At 62.2% G+C, this 16,720-nt stretch carries 15 protein-coding genes; 8 read left to right on the forward strand and 7 right to left on the reverse strand.

The window, feature by feature from the left end; all coding sequences use genetic code 11:
- Nucleotides 1-15: 15 nt before the first annotated feature.
- Together SB822_RS35765 and pyrF are read left to right on the forward strand one after the other, a co-directional pair.
- Nucleotides 16-1,074 carry an aldose 1-epimerase gene (locus SB822_RS35765; RefSeq protein ID WP_410856747.1) on the forward strand — a complete coding sequence of 353 codons (1,059 nt, stop codon included), beginning with the start codon at nucleotides 16-18 and terminating at the stop codon, nucleotides 1,072-1,074.
- Nucleotides 1,075-1,192: 118 nt separating this feature from the next.
- A complete protein-coding gene (gene pyrF / locus SB822_RS35770) occupies nucleotides 1,193-2,008 on the forward strand; it encodes an orotidine-5'-phosphate decarboxylase (protein ID WP_410856748.1) in 816 nt (271 codons plus the stop codon).
- Between the two features lie 34 nt (nucleotides 2,009-2,042).
- On the opposite strand, the gene SB822_RS35775 is transcribed toward pyrF, so the two are convergent.
- The 4 genes from SB822_RS35775 to thiL are packed head-to-tail and all read right to left on the reverse strand — an operon-like array spanning nucleotide 2,043 to nucleotide 4,721.
- A complete protein-coding gene (locus tag SB822_RS35775) occupies nucleotides 2,043-2,552 on the reverse strand; it encodes a cupin domain-containing protein (protein WP_410856749.1) in 510 nt (169 codons plus the stop codon).
- A 31-nt stretch (nucleotides 2,553-2,583) separates the two neighbouring features.
- Nucleotides 2,584-3,084: a CinA family protein gene (locus SB822_RS35780; protein WP_007743603.1), complete on the reverse strand. Its 501-nt coding sequence runs from the start codon at nucleotides 3,082-3,084 to the stop codon at nucleotides 2,584-2,586.
- Between the two features lie 34 nt (nucleotides 3,085-3,118).
- Entirely contained in the window at nucleotides 3,119-3,736 is a 618-nt protein-coding gene (locus SB822_RS35785; RefSeq protein WP_007743602.1) for a phosphatidylglycerophosphatase A, read from the reverse strand.
- Nucleotides 3,726-4,721 carry a thiamine-phosphate kinase gene (thiL, locus tag SB822_RS35790; protein WP_410856750.1) on the reverse strand — a complete coding sequence of 332 codons (996 nt, stop codon included), beginning with the start codon at nucleotides 4,719-4,721 and terminating at the stop codon, nucleotides 3,726-3,728. Before thiL ends, SB822_RS35785 begins: the two co-directional genes overlap by 11 nt.
- Nucleotides 4,722-4,971: 250 nt before the next feature.
- Here thiL and SB822_RS35795 point away from each other — a divergent pair, with 250 nt between their 5' ends.
- The 4 genes from SB822_RS35795 to SB822_RS35810 all read left to right on the forward strand — a co-directional run bounded on the left by SB822_RS35795 (nucleotide 4,972) and on the right by SB822_RS35810 (nucleotide 11,428).
- The gene (locus SB822_RS35795) at nucleotides 4,972-7,266 is read left to right on the forward strand and encodes an NADP-dependent malic enzyme (protein ID WP_009771056.1); all 2,295 of its coding nucleotides are present in this window, start codon (nucleotides 4,972-4,974) and stop codon (nucleotides 7,264-7,266) included.
- 1,343 nt (nucleotides 7,267-8,609) lie between these two features.
- Complete coding sequence (gene ltrA, locus SB822_RS35800; RefSeq protein ID WP_090835941.1) at nucleotides 8,610-10,310, forward strand: group II intron reverse transcriptase/maturase; 1,701 nt, start codon at nucleotides 8,610-8,612, stop codon at nucleotides 10,308-10,310.
- A gap of 139 nt (nucleotides 10,311-10,449) precedes the next feature.
- On the forward strand, nucleotides 10,450-10,851 hold the full coding sequence (locus SB822_RS35805) for a ribonuclease (RefSeq protein ID WP_007742465.1): 402 nt from the start codon (nucleotides 10,450-10,452) through the stop codon (nucleotides 10,849-10,851).
- Nucleotides 10,852-10,867: 16 nt separating this feature from the next.
- The gene (locus SB822_RS35810) at nucleotides 10,868-11,428 is read left to right on the forward strand and encodes a barstar family protein (protein ID WP_007742464.1); all 561 of its coding nucleotides are present in this window, start codon (nucleotides 10,868-10,870) and stop codon (nucleotides 11,426-11,428) included.
- A gap of 97 nt (nucleotides 11,429-11,525) precedes the next feature.
- Here SB822_RS35810 and SB822_RS35815 read toward each other — a convergent pair whose 3' ends face one another.
- Nucleotides 11,526-12,266, reverse strand: a complete 741-nt coding sequence (locus SB822_RS35815; protein ID WP_007742459.1) for a 16S rRNA (uracil(1498)-N(3))-methyltransferase — start codon at nucleotides 12,264-12,266, stop codon at nucleotides 11,526-11,528.
- Nucleotides 12,267-12,285: 19 nt separating this feature from the next.
- The gene (locus SB822_RS35820) at nucleotides 12,286-12,699 is read right to left on the reverse strand and encodes a VOC family protein (protein ID WP_007742454.1); all 414 of its coding nucleotides are present in this window, start codon (nucleotides 12,697-12,699) and stop codon (nucleotides 12,286-12,288) included.
- 611 nt (nucleotides 12,700-13,310) lie between these two features.
- Between SB822_RS35820 and tkt the strand changes: the two genes are divergently transcribed.
- Nucleotides 13,311-15,329, forward strand: coding sequence for a transketolase (gene tkt, locus SB822_RS35825; protein WP_007742452.1), 2,019 nt, complete (start codon nucleotides 13,311-13,313; stop codon nucleotides 15,327-15,329).
- A 107-nt stretch (nucleotides 15,330-15,436) separates the two neighbouring features.
- Entirely contained in the window at nucleotides 15,437-16,447 is a 1,011-nt protein-coding gene (gap, locus tag SB822_RS35830; protein WP_007742450.1) for a type I glyceraldehyde-3-phosphate dehydrogenase, read from the forward strand.
- A gap of 13 nt (nucleotides 16,448-16,460) precedes the next feature.
- On the opposite strand, the gene SB822_RS35835 is transcribed toward gap, so the two are convergent.
- Nucleotides 16,461-16,720: hypothetical protein (locus tag SB822_RS35835; protein WP_410856751.1), on the reverse strand; the 260-nt coding region annotated here is incomplete at its 5' end.

Below are 16,720 nucleotides of genomic sequence, written 5' to 3' on the forward strand. Positions count from 1 at the left end.
TCGTGGGAGTGTGATATGACTGTCGCGAATTCTGCTGTCCCATCTTCTCCACAATCCCGCGCGCGCCGTGCCCGGCTCGCGGCCACCGTGCAGCCGGTGCTGGCCGGGCCGAGTACGTCCGCGGTGGCGGTCGGCGCGGGAAGCGCCGCCGACGTCGCGTGCGTGACGCTCGCCAATTCGCTGCTGCGGCTCGATGTGGCGCCGTCGCTCGGCGGCGGAATCACGCGCTTCGACTTTCGCAACGAAGGCACGCTCGTGCCCGTGTTCCGGCGCTGCCGTCATGTCGATGCGGACACCGACGCGAACGACCTCGCGTGCTACTCGCTGCTGCCGTATTCGAACCGGATCGGCGGCGGACAATTCATGCTCGGCGAGCGCGCGATCGACGTGCCGTGCAACCGCTCGGGCGAGCCGCTGCCGATTCACGGCGACGGCTGGCTCGCGAACTGGACCATCGCGGCCTCTGACGCCGAAAACCTCACACTGACGCTCGACCGTCGCGACGGCAAGCCGTACGCGTATCGCGCGACGCAGACTTATGCGCTCGATGGTTCGACGCTTGTCATCACGCTCGAAGTCGAAAACACCGGCCGCGAAGCGATGCCGTTCGGCCTCGGCGTGCATCCGTTTCTGGTGCGCGATGCCGACACGCAACTGTCGGCGGCCGCGGCGGGCTTGTGGCTGTCGGACGAAGACTGGCTGCCCGTGCGCCATGTGCCTGTGCCGCCCGCATGGCAGTTCGGCGTTGCGTATCCGTTGCCGCGTTCGCTCGTCAATCACGCGTTCACCGGCTGGAGCGGACATGCGACGGTCGTGTGGCCGAAGCGCCGCCTGTCGCTGACGATGTCGTCGAGCACCGAGTACTACATTCTCTACACGCCGACGTCGAAGGACTTTTTCTGCTTCGAACCCGTCGATCACCCGATCAACGCGATGAACCTGCCGGGCGGTGCCGCCGACAACGGCATGACGATGCTCGCGCGCGGCCAGCGGCTTGCGCGCTCGTTCAGCTTCGCGGTCGAGCGCACAGGACTGCGCGCGATGGCGGGTGGGCACGCGACGAAGCGCGGGTAGCAAGGCCGGGGCAGTAAGGGCGGGCAGCCGAAGCGGGCCGATCGCGGATGCGGCCCGCAATGCGCCGCGCGAGTAAAATACGCGGCTCATCCGTTACCCGCGCGCCGCGAGATTTCCTATGTCCACATTCATCCAGACGCTCGACCACGCATGGCACACGACGAATTCGCTGCTGTGCGTCGGCCTCGATCCCGAGCCGACCAGGTTTCCCGGCGCGTACGCCAACCGTTCTGACGCGATCTTCGATTTCTGCAAGAGGATCGTCGACGCAACAGCGCCTTACGCATCGTCGTTCAAGCCGCAAATTGCCTACTTCGCCGCGCATCGCGCCGAAGAGCAGCTCGAGCAGCTGATCGCGCACATTCACCTGAAGCATCCGGGTCTGCCCGTGGTTCTGGACGCGAAGCGCGGCGATATCGGCAGCACGGCCGAGCAGTACGCGCGCGAAGCGTTCGACCGTTATCGCGCCGATGCCGTCACCGTGAATCCGTACATGGGCTTCGATTCGATCGAGCCGTATCTGGAGCACGACGGCAAGGGCGTGATCGTGCTGTGCCGGACGTCGAATCCGGGCGGCTCGGACCTGCAGTTTCTGGAGACGGAAGGCCGTCCGCTGTATCAGACGGTCGCGCGGCTCGCGGCGGAAAAGTGGAACGCGAAGGGCCAGCTGGGTCTGGTGGTCGGCGCGACGTTCCCGAAGGAAATCGAAGTGGTGCGCGGCATTGTCGGCGACATGCCGCTGCTGATTCCAGGTATCGGCGCGCAAGGCGGCGATGTCGAAGCGACGGTTCGGGCGGGCCGCACGGCAGCGGGCGCGGGCATGCTGATCAATTCGTCGCGTGCGATTCTGTACGCGGGCAAGGGCGACGATTGGGTCGAAGCCGCCGCGCAGGCCGCGAAGGATACGCGCGACCGAATCAACGCGTTTCGTTAAAGCGCAGCTTTTATGCTGGGAAGGCCGGTGCCGGTCAAGGGCCGACCGGCCCAAGCTTCGCGACGAGATCCCGATGCTGCGGATACTCGCGCACCAACGCGTCGACATCCGCAATCTCGAACTCGCTGAACTCGAAGCCCGGCGCGACCGTGCAGCCGACGAGCGCAACGCTCGCCGCGTCGTCGCATTGCGCGGCGAACCAACGGCCAGACGCCACAACGGACTGAAACACGCAGTCGGCATGTTCGAGCGCGTTACCCAGACGATGAACGGTGAGCAAGCCGTCGTCTTCCAGCACATAGACGTTGAGCGGATCGCCGGCGTAGAAATGCCAGACTTCGTCCGACTGAATGCGGTGCCACGCAGAGTGCGCGCCGTCGCAAAGCAGGTAGTAGATCGCCGTGGAGGCGGAGCGGGAATCGGCGGAACCTTCGCGGCGGATCGAATCGGGCGAACGGTATGTCTCGCGAAAGAACCCGCCTTCGGGATGTGGCTGGAGATCGAAGCGGCGAATCAGTTCATCGCGGTCGATGTGACGGGCCATGATTGTCTGCTGTAGTTGAGAACCGTAAAGCTCAGCGCTCCCGCTCGTCGAGCAAGGTCAACAGCCCGCGCAATGCGTGCGTCGCGGCCTGCACGCGCACGCGCTCGCGGTCGCCCTTGAACACCAGCGTCTCGACGACGGTATGCAGTCGGTTGCTCCATCCGAAGCACACCATTCCGACCGGCTTTGTCTCGGTGCCGCCGCCGGGGCCCGCCACACCCGTAATTGACAGCGCAACCTGCGCGCGGGAATTCCGCAACGCCCCTTCGACCATCGCCCGCGCAACGGGCTCGGACACGGCGCCGTGCTTTTCGATGAGATCGGGCGGCACGCCGATCATCTCGCTCTTGGCCTGATTCGAGTACGTGACGAAGCCGCGCTCGAACCATCCGCTGCTGCCGGAAATATCGGTGATGGCCGTCGCGACCATGCCGCCCGTGCAGGATTCAGCCGTGGCAAGCATCAGCCGCTCGTCGCGCAGACGATTGCCGGCGCGAATGGCGAGTTGGTGAACGACGGAATCGGTAGCCATGCTGGACTCGGGGTAAGGGAAACGCAGGAAACGATCAGACCGACATCCGCCACAGCGCAATCACGAGCAACGTGAAGAATGCCGCGACGAGATCGTCGAACATGATGCCAAAGCCACCTTTCAGTCTGCGGTCGAAATAACGGATGGGCGGCGGTTTCACCATGTCGAAGAAGCGGAAGACGATGAACGCCCACAGCTGTCCCGTGAAGGTGGCGGGCGTCACCATCAGCAGCACCAGCCAGAACGCGACGATCTCGTCCCACACGACGGGCGACGGATCTTCAATGCCGAGCCGGTTCGCGGTGAAGCCGCAAATGCCGATTCCCGCGACGAAACCGACGACGATCAGAATGCCCCATTCGATGACGGTCAGCTGCGCACTGAACGCAGCAAACGATGCCCAGGCGAACAGTGTGCCGAACGTGCCGGGCGCAATCGGCGACAGGCCGCTGCCGAAACCCAGCGACAAGATATGCAATGGATGTGACAGCATGAAGCGCGCGGTCGCGCGGCGGGGCCGCGGTGCACGCGGTTCGCCGTTCGACGCTCCTTCAGGCTTGCCGTCGGGTGTGCCGCCGGATGGGCCGGGCTGTCCGCCTGTTGGCGCGTCGGAGAAACTGCCGGCCGGGCCAAGCGAGGATTCATTCTGCATGGAAATGATCGAAGCCTTGCAACGTCAATGTAAGTGGAGCGCCTGACGCGTCGTGCCAAGAGATCGCGGGCACGGCGCCGGCCGCATCGAGCGGAGTTATTGTACCGACGCGCGTCACGGGCAAACGCGCCTGTTGACCCGCTGCAACGACTTCAGCGCGCGCGGACGGCGGCGCGGTGAAGCACAACTCGTAATCGTCGCCGCCCGCGATCGTGCAGCGGCGCTGGATGTCCGTAGAGAGGCGGCGCAGCGCGTCCGAGCGTGGCAGCGCGTCGGCGTCGACGGTCGCGTTCACATGCGAGCGTTCGAGGATGTGCATCAGGTCGCCCGCCAGGCCGTCGGAAATATCCAGCGCGGCCCGCGCCACCCCGCGCAACGCGAGGCCCAGCGCGACGCGCGGCTCGGGCAGCTCCATGGCGCGGCGGAATGTCGCAGCGTCGTTGGCATCGGCGGACCACTCGCCGCGTTGCACGCCGAGGCTCGCGCGCGCGTCGCCCAGTGTGCCGGATACCCAGATGTCGTCGCCAGGTTGCGCGGCGTCGCGGCGCAGTGCGCTCTGCGGCGGCACCGAGCCGAACACGGTGATGCACAGATTCAGCGGCCCGCCCGTCGTATCGCCGCCGACCAGTTCGCAGCCGTGGCGCTCGGCGAGATCGAAGAGGCCGTCGCTGAACGCGGACAGCCAGTCGGCGTCGGCTTTCGGCAGCGAGAACGCGAGCGTGAACGCCTGCGGCTTCGCGCCCATCGCCGCGAGGTCCGACAGATTGACAGCGAGCGCCTTGTGACCGAGCGCCTTCGGATCGACGTCGGGAAAGAAGTGGCGGCCTTCGACCAGCATGTCCGTCGATATGGCGAGCATCTCGCCAGCGGGTGGCGCGAGCAGCGCGCAATCGTCACCGATGCCAAGGACAGCGCGCTGCGGGTATGTCGAACCCGACGCGCGGCGCGCGAAGAAGCGGTCGATCAGCGAAAACTCTGAAAGCATAAATAAGGCGTACGAGTGCGAAAGACGGTGGAAGCGGGTGGATGGATGCGCTCAAGAAACGCTAATCGAAGCTAACACGACGCTAAAGGCGCGCATTGTAGTCGCGGCGCGGAACCCGACAAAACGATGTGCTTTCCTTTCACGTTGTTTCGGTCGCGGCACTTGCACCCGGATTGCAGGGTTCGACTTTTGGGATTGGCGCTACAATGCGATCGAACATCTATTCTAATCCGCACTTCCAAGTCCGCTTATGTCGACTCCCGTCAATACCAAACTCCGTGAAGCCGCTCTCGATTATCACGAATTCCCGACCCCCGGGAAGATCGCGATTGCCCCGACGAAGCAGATGATCAACCAGCGCGACCTCGCGCTGGCGTACTCGCCAGGCGTTGCGTTCGCGTGCGAGGCGATCGTCGAAAACCCGCTGAATGCGGCGCGCTTCACGGCGCGCAGCAACCTGGTCGGCGTCGTGTCCAACGGCACCGCGGTGCTCGGCCTCGGCAACATCGGGCCACTCGCGTCGAAGCCGGTCATGGAAGGCAAGGCCGTGCTGTTCAAGAAGTTCGCCGGTATCGACGTGTTCGACATCGAGCTGAACGAATCGGACCCGCACAAGCTGGTCGAGGTGATCGCGGCGCTCGAGCCGACCTTCGGCGGCATCAACCTTGAAGACATCAAGGCGCCGGACTGCTTCATCGTCGAGCGTGAATGCCGCAAGCGCATGAAGATTCCCGTCTTCCACGACGACCAGCACGGCACGGCGATCGTCGTCGCGGCGGCCGTTTCGAACGGCTTGAAGGTGGTTGGCAAGAGCATCAAGGAAGTGAAGCTGGTCGCATCGGGCGCGGGCGCGGCGTCGCTGGCGTGTCTGAGCCTGCTGGTCGATCTCGGCATGCCGATCGAGAACATCTACGTGACCGACCTGGCCGGTGTCGTCTACAAGGGCCGCACGGAACTGATGGACCCGGACAAGGAGCGTTTCGCGCGCGAGACGGACGCGCGCACGCTGTCGGAAGTGATGGGCGGGGCGGATGTGTTCCTCGGCCTGTCGGCGGGCGGCGTGCTCAAGCAGGACATGGTCAAGCAGATGGCCGACAAGCCGCTGATTCTCGCGCTCGCCAACCCGACGCCGGAAATCCTACCGGAACTCGCGCTGGAAGTGCGCCCCGACGCCGTGATCGCGACGGGCCGCACCGACTATCCGAACCAGGTCAACAACGTCCTGTGCTTTCCGTTTATCTTCCGCGGCGCGCTTGACGTCGGCGCGACGGTCATCACGAAGGAAATGGAAATCGCCGCGGTCAATGCGATCGCGGAACTGGCGCGCCAGGAACAATCTGACATCGTCGCGACGGCTTACGGCATTCAGGACCTGTCATTCGGTCCGGAATATCTGATTCCGAAGCCTTTCGATCCGCGCCTGATCGTCCAGATTGCGCCCGCTGTCGCGCAGGCTGCGATGGATTCGGGCGTCGCCACGCGTCCGATCGAGGACATGGAGGCGTACAAGCAGCATCTGCAGCAGTTCGTCTACCACAGCGGTACGACGATGAAGCCGATCTTCCAGCTGGCGCGCGGCGTCGAGCCGGAGAAGAAGCGCATCGTGTTCGCGGAAGGCGAGGAAGAGCGCGTGCTGCGCGCGGTGCAGATCGCTGTCGACGAAAAGCTGGCGAAGCCGATCCTGATTGGCCGTCCGGCTGTGATCGAGCAACGTATTGCGAAATTCGGCCTGCGTCTCGTGAATGGCCAGGACTACACGATCGTCAACACCGACCACGACGAACGCTACCGTGACTTCTGGCAGACGTATCACAAGATGATGTCGCGCAAGGGCTTCACCGAGCAGATGGCGAAGCTGGAAATGCGCCGCCGCACGACGTTGATCGGCTCGATGCTGGTGAAGAAGGGCCACGCCGACGGCATGATCTGCGGCACGGTCAGCACGACCCACCGCCACCTGCACTTCATCGATCAGGTGATCGGCAAGAAGGAAGGCGCGAAAGTCTATGCGGCGATGAACGCGCTGGTGCTGCCGAACCGCCAGATTTTCCTCGTCGATACGCACGTGAACGTCGATCCGACGGCGGAAGAACTGGCCGAGATCACGATCATGGCGGCGGAAGAAGTGCGGCGCTTTGGTATCGAACCGAAGATCGCGCTGCTGTCGCACTCGAACTTCGGCACGAGCAATGCGCCTTCTGCACAGAAAATGCGCGATGTACTGGCTATCTTGCAGGAACGCGCGCCGCATCTGCAGGTGGACGGCGAGATGCACGGCGATCTGGCACTCGACGCGAACCTGCGTAAGGAAATCCTCGCGGATTCGACGCTGGAAGGCGACGCGAACCTGCTGGTGCTGCCGAACATCGACGCCGCCAACATCTCGTACAACCTGCTGAAGACGGCGGCCGGCAACAACATCGCGATCGGGCCGATCCTGCTTGGCGCGGCGCAGCCGGTGCACGTGCTGACGCCGTCGGCGACGGTTCGCCGGATCGTCAACATGACGGCGCTGCTGGTCGCCGATGTGACCGCAACGCGTTAAATCTGTCGTTGTTTCGGCGCGGGCTGTTGGTTTTTAGCCCGCGCAGGCAAAAAAAGAGGCGTGCCCGCAATGGGCACGCCTTCGAGCAATGGCTGGGGATTAGCCATCCCGCAAAAAGGCAGACGCGTGACATGAATCCGTTGTGCGAACTGTCCGGACGACGAGGCATGAACGTCGTCCAACATCTTGCCTCGGAGATAACTTTATCTCACCTGGGCTAAAACCTCTGTCAAAATGTGTCATATCTGGCGTCGGCGCTCTGCCGGTTTCGCCTGGACGTCCTTTCGTCCTACCAATGAACGTTGATTCCAAAAGACATTAGCGATACCCTTACGACTTTCGTGCGACACGCGTCGCATCGACTGGACGGCGAAAGCCGTCCCATATGCGTGGCACCTTGATGCCACCCCTGTGAAGTAAGCGAAACCTAGTGCTGCTTGCTAGGAATCGCTGCCGTGAATATTGGTCGGCGTCCGCGCCGGTCAATTTGATTGCATTGACCTGATTACCGTCAGGTTCCGCCCAGTTAGCGGCTTCAACTCCGCTAACCAAGCGGATTGGAGTATGTGATACCTGCGTCCGAGTTTGGACGTGGTTCGGCACAAGTCGAGCGCAAAGCTCGGCGTGTCATTGTTCGCCTTCGCGAGATGTAGGAGCGAAGCAGAGAACCTGCTATGCGACTAGCAGTAGCCTAAGAAGACATGCGCCACTGGCAACGGTGGGGTGTGAAGCTCTTCTGACAATGAAGCCCCCGGACGTTTCGGGCAGGCGAGTGCCGCGAGGTACCCGTCTGGTAATCCTCAGCAGCAGGGGATTCGGAGCTAGGCTGGCTGATATGGTCAACGTATGTGAATCACTGATAAACCTCGTGATAAGGAAAGTGCCAACTGCTGCTGGGCACTAACCAAAATGGTGTGCGGTCGGTTACCCCGCTGAAAGTTCGGGTTACGTCGCCAACAGACCGCCGGGGAATAGGTGGGACCTACGTCAGTCGTGTGACATGCCGGGAACGTGGTAAGCCCGTATCGTTGCCAGTGCAGGATGGCTGGCAGGCGGACCGCAAGGAACGCTGTTGACGGTGCGGGTATGGGAGGACGGAGAAAGCGAATGCCGGGCTGTAATGGTCCGGATAGGGGTTGAGACATTACCTCACGCGATAAGCGGGCAGACTTCCGTCTGGTCTACCGTCGCAAGATGGCTGACTACCCTCGGCTGGAAAGTGATTGTTGATGGGCTTCCGGACCATCAACGTACGTTTTTAACCCCCTTGCGGGAGCAGATCGCTCCCGCAAGGGGTGGTCTGGTCTCCGCTCGGGTTTCACTTCATCGAGCAGGAGAGCAGCATGAGAGTATCTGTCCGAAAGGATGGATCTGCGCTTTCCCACGCGCCGAACAACTGGCACGCCGTCGATTGGCGTCGGGTTGAACGGAACGTGAGAGGGATGCAGATTCGAATTGCGAAGGCGACGCGGGAAAGCGATTGGCGCAGGGTGAAAACTCTGCAACGGATGCTGACCCGCACGTTGTCCGCAAAGCTGTATGCGGTACGACGTGTTACGCAAAACCAGGGTGCGCGAACGGCGGGAGTCGATCGCGAGCTATGGGATTCGCCTGAAAGCCGATGGGAAGCTGTCGGCAGGTTGAAGCGGCGTGGATACAGACCCCTGCCACTACGGAGGGTCTTTATCCCCAAGGCCAATGGGAAGGAGCGCCCTCTGGGTATCCCGACCATGCGGGACAGGGCGATGCAGGCTCTGTATCTGCTGGCATTGGAGCCGGTGTCGGAATCGACGAGCGACCCGAACTCATATGGGTTCAGGCTTAACCGCTCGACGGCCGACGCGAAGAGTCAGATATTTGTTTGCACGTCCAAGAAGGCCTCGGCCCAATGGATACTGGAAGCAGATATCAAGGGCTGCTTTGACCACATCAACCACGACTGGCTGGAGAACCACGTCCCTATGGACGCGGAGATCCTGCGGAAGTGGTTGAAGGCTGGCCTGATTTACAAGGGTCAGCTGCAGGCGACTGAGGCCGGTACGCCGCAGGGAGGGATCATCTCCCCGACGCTTGCTAACGTGACGCTGAACGGGCTTGAACCCGAACTACTGAAGCACCTTCGTGCCCGGTACGGAGTGGTTAAAGCCTCGAAGCTGAAAGTGAATGTGGTGCGATACGCGGATGACTTCGTGATCACTGGCAATTCGAAGGAGTTGCTGGAAAACGAGGTGAAACCTTGGGTGGAAGCATTCCTTGACGTTCGAGGACTGCGACTATCGGAGGAGAAAACGCGGGTCACTCACATTGATGACGGCTTCGACTTCCTGGGGTGGAATTTCCGGAAGTATTCCGGAAAGCTGCTCATCAAGCCAAGCAAGAAGAACGTGAAAGCGTTCTATCGCAAGGTGGCGGAAACGATCAGTGGCAACAAGGAGGCGACTCAGGAAGGTCTGATCCTTCTGTTGAATCCGATGTTGCGAGGCTGGGCGCAGTATCACAGCCCCGTTGTGGCCAAGCAGGCGTACAGCCGCATGGAGCATCTGATTTTCAAGAGGCTCTGGCGGTGGTGCAGGCGCCGGCATCCACAGAAGAATGCCAGCTGGGTGCGAAAGAAGTACTTTCACACAGTTGGCAAACGGACGTGGGTATTCGGCGCGCCGATAGCGGAAGACGATGGCAGTACTTGGTTGCTGGAATTGTTCCGGCCGAGTAGTACGCCGGTTCGGCGGACCAAGAAAGTAGCGGGTGAATACAATCCCTTCGATGTCAGATGGGAGCAATACGGTGAGACGCTGCGTCAGGAGCGGATGTGGCTTTCCAAGCGCTACCGCAAACAATGGGTCTCGCTGTACATGTCGCAGAACGGACTTTGTGCGCACTGCGAACAGGCCTTGACGGAAGAAACGGGTTGGCATGATCATCATTTGACGTATCGGATGCTGGGCGGGTCAGACGCTATTTCCAATCGAGTGTTGCTTCACCCGGACTGCCACCGCCAGGTACATGCTGGTAAACTTGCGGTGACTAAGCCGGTTCTGCTATAAGCGGGATTTTGCATGTAGGCTTGAGCTGTATGCGGGGAAACTCGCACGTACAGTTCTTAGGGGGCCCCTGATCCGAAAGGAAAGGGGGCTACCCTACATGGTCGTCAAACTCGTTAGTTAACGCGGGAATCCTGGACTCATGGCACGCAAGTGGCTCCGCGACGGCGTGCTGATCGCCGCCTTGACGCTTGGAGGTTTTGCCGGCGGTTTTCCGGCAGGCGGCTGGGCCCGGGAAGCGCAGCAGGGACAGGCCGGAGGCACGATCGCGGTGGCGCAATTGCCGCCGCAAGCCGTCAGGACATTGAACTTGATTGCAGCTGGCGGGCCTTATCCGTATGAGAAGGACGGCGTCGTATTCGGCAATCGTGAGCGGTTGCTGCCGCCGCACCGGCGCGGCTATTACCACGAATACACCGTTCCCACGCCAGGCGCCCGCGATCGCGGCGCACGCCGCATAGTCTGTGGGGGGCCGCTCAGGCGGACCACCAATTGCTTTTACTCAGACGACCACTACGCCAGTTTTAATCGCATTATTGAATGACATCGGGATAATCGGCATGAGCGACAACGTCTACGCGCACGACTCGAAAGTCGCGACGGATTTTCTCGCGGCCGGCGACGGCAATATGTTCCAGCGCGTCATGCAGATGCGCGATGCCGGCCAGGTCCGTGACGTCCAGAACGAAGCCAGTACGGGCCTTTCATCGGAAGAGGAGCGCATGAGTCTTTTCCAGACCGTACGACCGAACATCGTGCAGTCGATCCGCGCGTTCCGCGTGCAGGATCTCGCCGACGAAGCGGGTCGGCTCGGTCAGCATTTCCTCTATGCATTTGTGGGCAATGCCCAGTCGAAGCAGGAAGTGATGGAGACCATTGCGACGTCGTTCCTGTTTCCGAAGCATTTCGGCAAGAATTACGACGCGCTATACGACTCGCTGACCGATCTCGTTCACAAGGCTGGCTCGCAACCGGGATTCGTCATCGTGCTCGAAGCGCTGCCTATCGCGATCAAATTCGACAAGGAAGCACGCGAGACGCTGCTCGACGTGTTCCGCGAAGCGGCGGAATTCTGGGCGGAGCGCAAGGTGGCGTTCCGGGTGTTTTACTCGTTCGCCTGAGTGTTTGATCTGTAATAAGAAAGGCCCGCCGATTGGCGGGCCTTTTGCATTGTTACGTGGGCTTCCTTTCGGACGAAGGTGCCGTGAGACGCGCTGCTTACCAGCCGCCCCAGCGCGCAGCCAGCGCGGACAGCACGGCGATCCCCGCTGTCTCGGTACGCAGGACGCGTGGGCCGAGACCGACGGACGTGAAGCCGTGGCCCGCCGCCGCCGCTTCTTCGGCAGCCGAAAAGCCGCCTTCCGGGCCGACCAGTACCAGCGCCCGAACTGTCGGCGGCTCGCTGGGCAGGGCGGAGAAGGGCACGCTCGCGCGCGGCGAAAGCAGCAGGCGCAACTCGCCGTCGGCGGGCTGCTTCGGCATCGAACTGAGCCACGTGGCGAGTTCGCGTGTCGGCATCACTTCGGGCAGGCGGTTGCGCCCGCACTGCTCGCACGACGCCTGCACGATCCGCTGCCAGTGAACCTGTCGGCGTTGCGCGCGCTCGCCGGAGAGGCGCACGACGCTACGCGTGGTCGTGAGCGGCACGAATTCGGACGCGCCGAGTTCGGTCGCCTTTTCGATCAGCCAGTCCATCTTGTCGCTGCCGGCGATACCCTGCGCGAGCGTCAACTGGTAGGGCGGCTCAGCCTCGACGTCGCGGAACGGGCCAATCCGCACGATGGTTCCATGTCGATCCATATCGACGATTTCGGCGCCGTACTCGCCGCCAGTGCCGTTGAACAGGCTCACGGTGTCGCCCGGCTGCAGACGCAGGACGCGCACGTGCCGATTGACTTCATCCGGCAGGGAAACGATGTCGTCGGTTTTGAACGGGGTGCCGACGAAGAAGCGAGGCATAAGGAAAGTTCTCATTCATTCAAGACAGGTGGCAGGCTAACGCCCAGCGGTAGCCGTCGAGATCTTCGATCTGGGCAAAACGATCGCCCCAGAACTGATCTTGCGGTTCGCTCAGCGACCTGGCGCCGGCCGCAATGGCCCGCGCATAGACCGTGTCGACATCGTCGACATAAAGGTAAAACGATTGGGGTGCCGTCATGGCCGCGCTTTTCGGCGTTCTCGCTGTCGAGCCGAACGCGCCCTCCGGGGCGAACATTACGATCAATTGATCCTGATACGTCATCTCAACGTGCATGACGGCGCCGTCGTCATGCACGCTGTCCCTGACCCGGAAACCAAGCGCCGCCTCGAAAAACGCGATCGAGGTGCGCGCATCGCGGACGGTCAGATACGGCGTCAGCCACGGCACTCCGGCTGGGCGTGAGGCAGTCATCGAACTCTCCTGAAGCAGTGGGTCGTCATGCCATCGCCTTCGCTACCAGTGTTGCCTTGCGGCGGCCAGTGCCGAAGAAGCGATGAATTTTGCAGCACTCCCAAAGCTAACGCTCTAAGAATCGGCTTAGTTTATCGCTGGATGCGCGACGAACGGCGAATAATGAAGCGCGTGGCGATATTTCCAGCGTTCAGCGTCTGCGGATTTTCGCAGGATCGTGCTACGAAACTCGCGCGGATTGCGCTGGCGTTGCGGATTCGTAAATCGCGTTAGCACACAGAAGGATTCAGACAGCGCCGCAAAGTTCTGAAGATTGCGAGTGATCAAGCACGCGCAAGCAGGCCGCAGATCCAGGCCGCATGGCGCCGCGACCGCCTTCCGCAGCGTGCGCCGGCCGGGCGTCCATGCGCGCCGGATCGCTCCGAAACGCCCGTCCTATGGCCGAAGACGCGGCCGGCTATCTGTTAGAATATCCCGCTTTGCAGCCCTGTCCGTTTGCTCTGCCCGCCTCGCGTCTCCCGGCGCCGCACCGTGCGCCGAAGCAGACTGGCCGCCGGGCTTCCGGACCATCAACGGCGCCTCCGCTTTTTGGACCATTCTCCGGAATCGACATGACGACCTCGTCTCCCGCACCCACCTCCCTGATGGCCAACGCGATCCGCGCGCTCGCCATGGATGCCGTTCAACAAGCGAACTCCGGTCACCCGGGTATGCCGATGGGCATGGCCGAGATTGGTGTTGCGCTGTGGTCGCGGCACCTGCGTCACAACCCGACAAACCCGCATTGGTCCGATCGCGACCGCTTCGTGCTGTCGAACGGTCACGGCTCGATGCTGCTGTACTCGCTGCTCCATCTGACGGGCTACGACCTGCCGATCGAAGAGCTGAAGAACTTCCGCCAAATGCACTCGAAGACGCCGGGCCATCCCGAGTACGGCATGACGCCGGGCGTCGAGACGACCACGGGCCCGCTCGGCCAGGGTCTGGCGAACTCGGTCGGCATGGCGCTTGCCGAGTCGCTGCTCGCGAACGAATTCAACAAGCCTGACGCGAAGATCGTCGATCACCACACGTATGTGTTCCTCGGTGACGGCTGCCTGATGGAAGGCATTTCGCACGAAGCCTGTTCGCTGGCGGGCGTGCTGAAGCTGAACAAGCTGATCGCGTTCTACGACGACAACGGCATTTCGATCGACGGTGAAGTCATTCACTGGTTCCGCGACGACACGCCGAAGCGCTTCGAGGCATATGGCTGGAACGTGATTCCGGGCGTGATCGGTCACGACGTCGACGCCGTAGACGCCGCGATCCAGAAGGCGAAACAGTCGGACAAGCCGACGCTGATCTGCTGCAAGACCGTGATCGGCGAGGGCTCGCCGAACAAGGCCGGCACGCACGACGTGCACGGTGCGGCGCTGGGCGAAAAGGAAGTCGCGGCCGTACGCGAGAAGCTCGGCTGGCACTATCCGCCGTTCGTGATCCCGCCGGAAGTCTACGCAGCGTGGGACGCGAAGGAGACGGGCGCGAAGATCGAAGGCGAATGGAACGACAAGTTCGCCGCGTACCGCGCGAAATACCCGCAGGAAGCCGCCGATTTCGAGCGCCGCATGGCGAACAAGCTCCCCGCCGACTGGGCGGAGAAGGCACAGGCGATCATCGCCGGCGCGAACGAGCGCGCTGAAACCATCGCGACCCGCAAGGCGTCGCAGCAGGCTATCGAAGGTCTCGCGGCCGTGCTGCCGGAACTGGTCGGCGGCTCGGCTGACCTGACGGGCTCGAACCTGACCAACTGGAAGGCGGCGAAGTACGTGCGCGTCGGCGAGCACGGCGCGGCGGGCGACTACGTCAACTACGGCGTGCGCGAATTCGGCATGAGCGCGGCCATCAACGGCCTCGCGGTGCATGGCGGCCACAAGGCGTTCGGTGGCACGTTCCTGACGTTCTCGGACTACAGCCGCAACGCGCTGCGCGTCGCCGCGCTAATGAAGTCGCCGTCCATCTTCGTGTTCACGCACGACTCGATCGGCCTCGGCGAAGACGGCCCGACTCACCAGTCCATCGAACATGTCGCGAGCCTGCGCCTGATTCCGCACATGCAGGTATGGCGTCCGGCGGATACCGTCGAAACGGCGGTTGCGTGGACGCAGGCTGTTGAGCATCAAGGCCCGTCGTGCCTGATCTTCAGCCGCCAGAACCTTGCGTTCAACCCGCGCACTGACGCTCAGATCGCGAATGTCGCGAAGGGCGGCTATGTGCTGAAGGACTGGAACGAGGACATTCCGGCGCGCAAGATCATCCTGATCGCGACGGGTTCGGAAGTCGAACTGGCGGTGAAGTCGGTCGAAGCGCTCGCGCGCGAAGGCATTGCGGCACGTGTCGTGTCGATGCCGTCGACGACCACGTTCGACAAGCAGGACGCCGAATACCGCGAGCGCGTGCTGCCGCACGGCGTGCGCCGCGTCGCGATCGAAGCGGGCGTGACGGACTTCTGGCGCAAGTATGTCGGCCTGGAAGGCGGCGTCGTCGGTATTGACGTGTTCGGCGAATCCGCGCCGGCCGGCGTGCTGTTCAAATATTTCGGCTTCACCGTCGAGAAGGTTGTCGAGACGGCCAAGGCCGCACTCGGCTAATTGCGCGCCGCGTCATGCGCGCTGCGTTTCGGCGGCGCGCGTGACGGCTCGTTGCGCATCAGCCGAAGCATCACGGAAGAATTTTTTCAGCCATCAGGAGATAGAACATGACGATTCGCGTCGCAATCAACGGCTATGGCCGGATCGGCCGCAATACGCTGCGCGCCTTCTATGAAAACGGCAAGAAGCACGACCTCGAGATCGTCGCGATCAACGATCTTGGCGACGCCAAGACCAACGCGCACCTGACGCAGTACGACACGGCGCACGGCAAGTTCCCGGGCGAAGTGACCGTCGACGGCGAGAACCTGATCGTCAACGGCGACAAGATCCGCGTGCTGGCCAACCGCAACCCGGCTGAACTGCCGTGGGGCGAGCTGGGCGTCGACGTCGTGCTGGAATGCACGGGCTTCTTCACGACGAAGGAAAAGGCGAGCGCGCACATCAAGGGTGGCGCGAAGAAGGTGATCATCTCGGCACCGGGCGGCAAGGACGTCGACGCGACGATCGTCTATGGCGTGAACCACAACGTGCTGAAGGCGTCGGACACGGTCATCTCGAACGCGTCGTGCACGACGAACTGCCTGGCACCGCTCGTCAAGCCGCTGAACGACAAGATCGGTCTGGAAACGGGTCTGATGACCACGATCCACGCGTACACGAACGACCAGGTGTTGACCGACGTGTACCACGAAGACCTGCGCCGCGCGCGCTCGGCCACGCATAGCCAGATCCCGACGAAGACGGGTGCTGCATCGGCTGTCGGTCTTGTGTTGCCGGAACTGAACGGCAAGCTGGACGGCTACGCGATTCGTGTCCCGACCATCAACGTGTCGATCGTCGATCTGTCGTTCATCGCCAAGCGCGACACGACTGTCGATGAAGTGAACGCGATCATGAAGGAAGCGTCGGAAGGCGCGCTGAAGGGCATCCTCGGGTATAACACGGCGCCGCTGGTTTCGATCGACTTCAACCATAACCCGGCTTCGTCGACGTTCGATGCGACGCTGACCAAGGTGTCGGGCCGCCTGGTGAAGGTGTCGAGCTGGTACGACAATGAGTGGGGTTTCTCGAACCGCATGTTGGATACGGCGGTTGCACTGGCTAACGCGAAGTAAGTTTTTTTCGCTTTCAGCGGGAAGAGGCCGTCCTTTGGGCGGCTTTTTCTTTTTTGGGGTTTGGATTTTGGTTTTGTCTGCGACGCTGGGTGGTTTGCTTGTGTTTTGCACTGGCATCCGCGTTACGGTGTTGGCCGTTCACGCGTCGCCCCTGTGCGGGGCGGCACCTGCTTTTCTTTGCCGCCGCAAAGAAAAGTGAAGTTGACCCAGAAAAACGGACATCTATCCTTTGGAGAAGGAGGTGCCGATTATGGGCAAGCATCGTACCCCGTA

The sequence above is a fragment of the Paraburkholderia sp. SIMBA_054 genome (genome assembly GCF_046534875.1).
Classification (GTDB): domain Bacteria; phylum Pseudomonadota; class Gammaproteobacteria; order Burkholderiales; family Burkholderiaceae; genus Paraburkholderia; species Paraburkholderia hospita.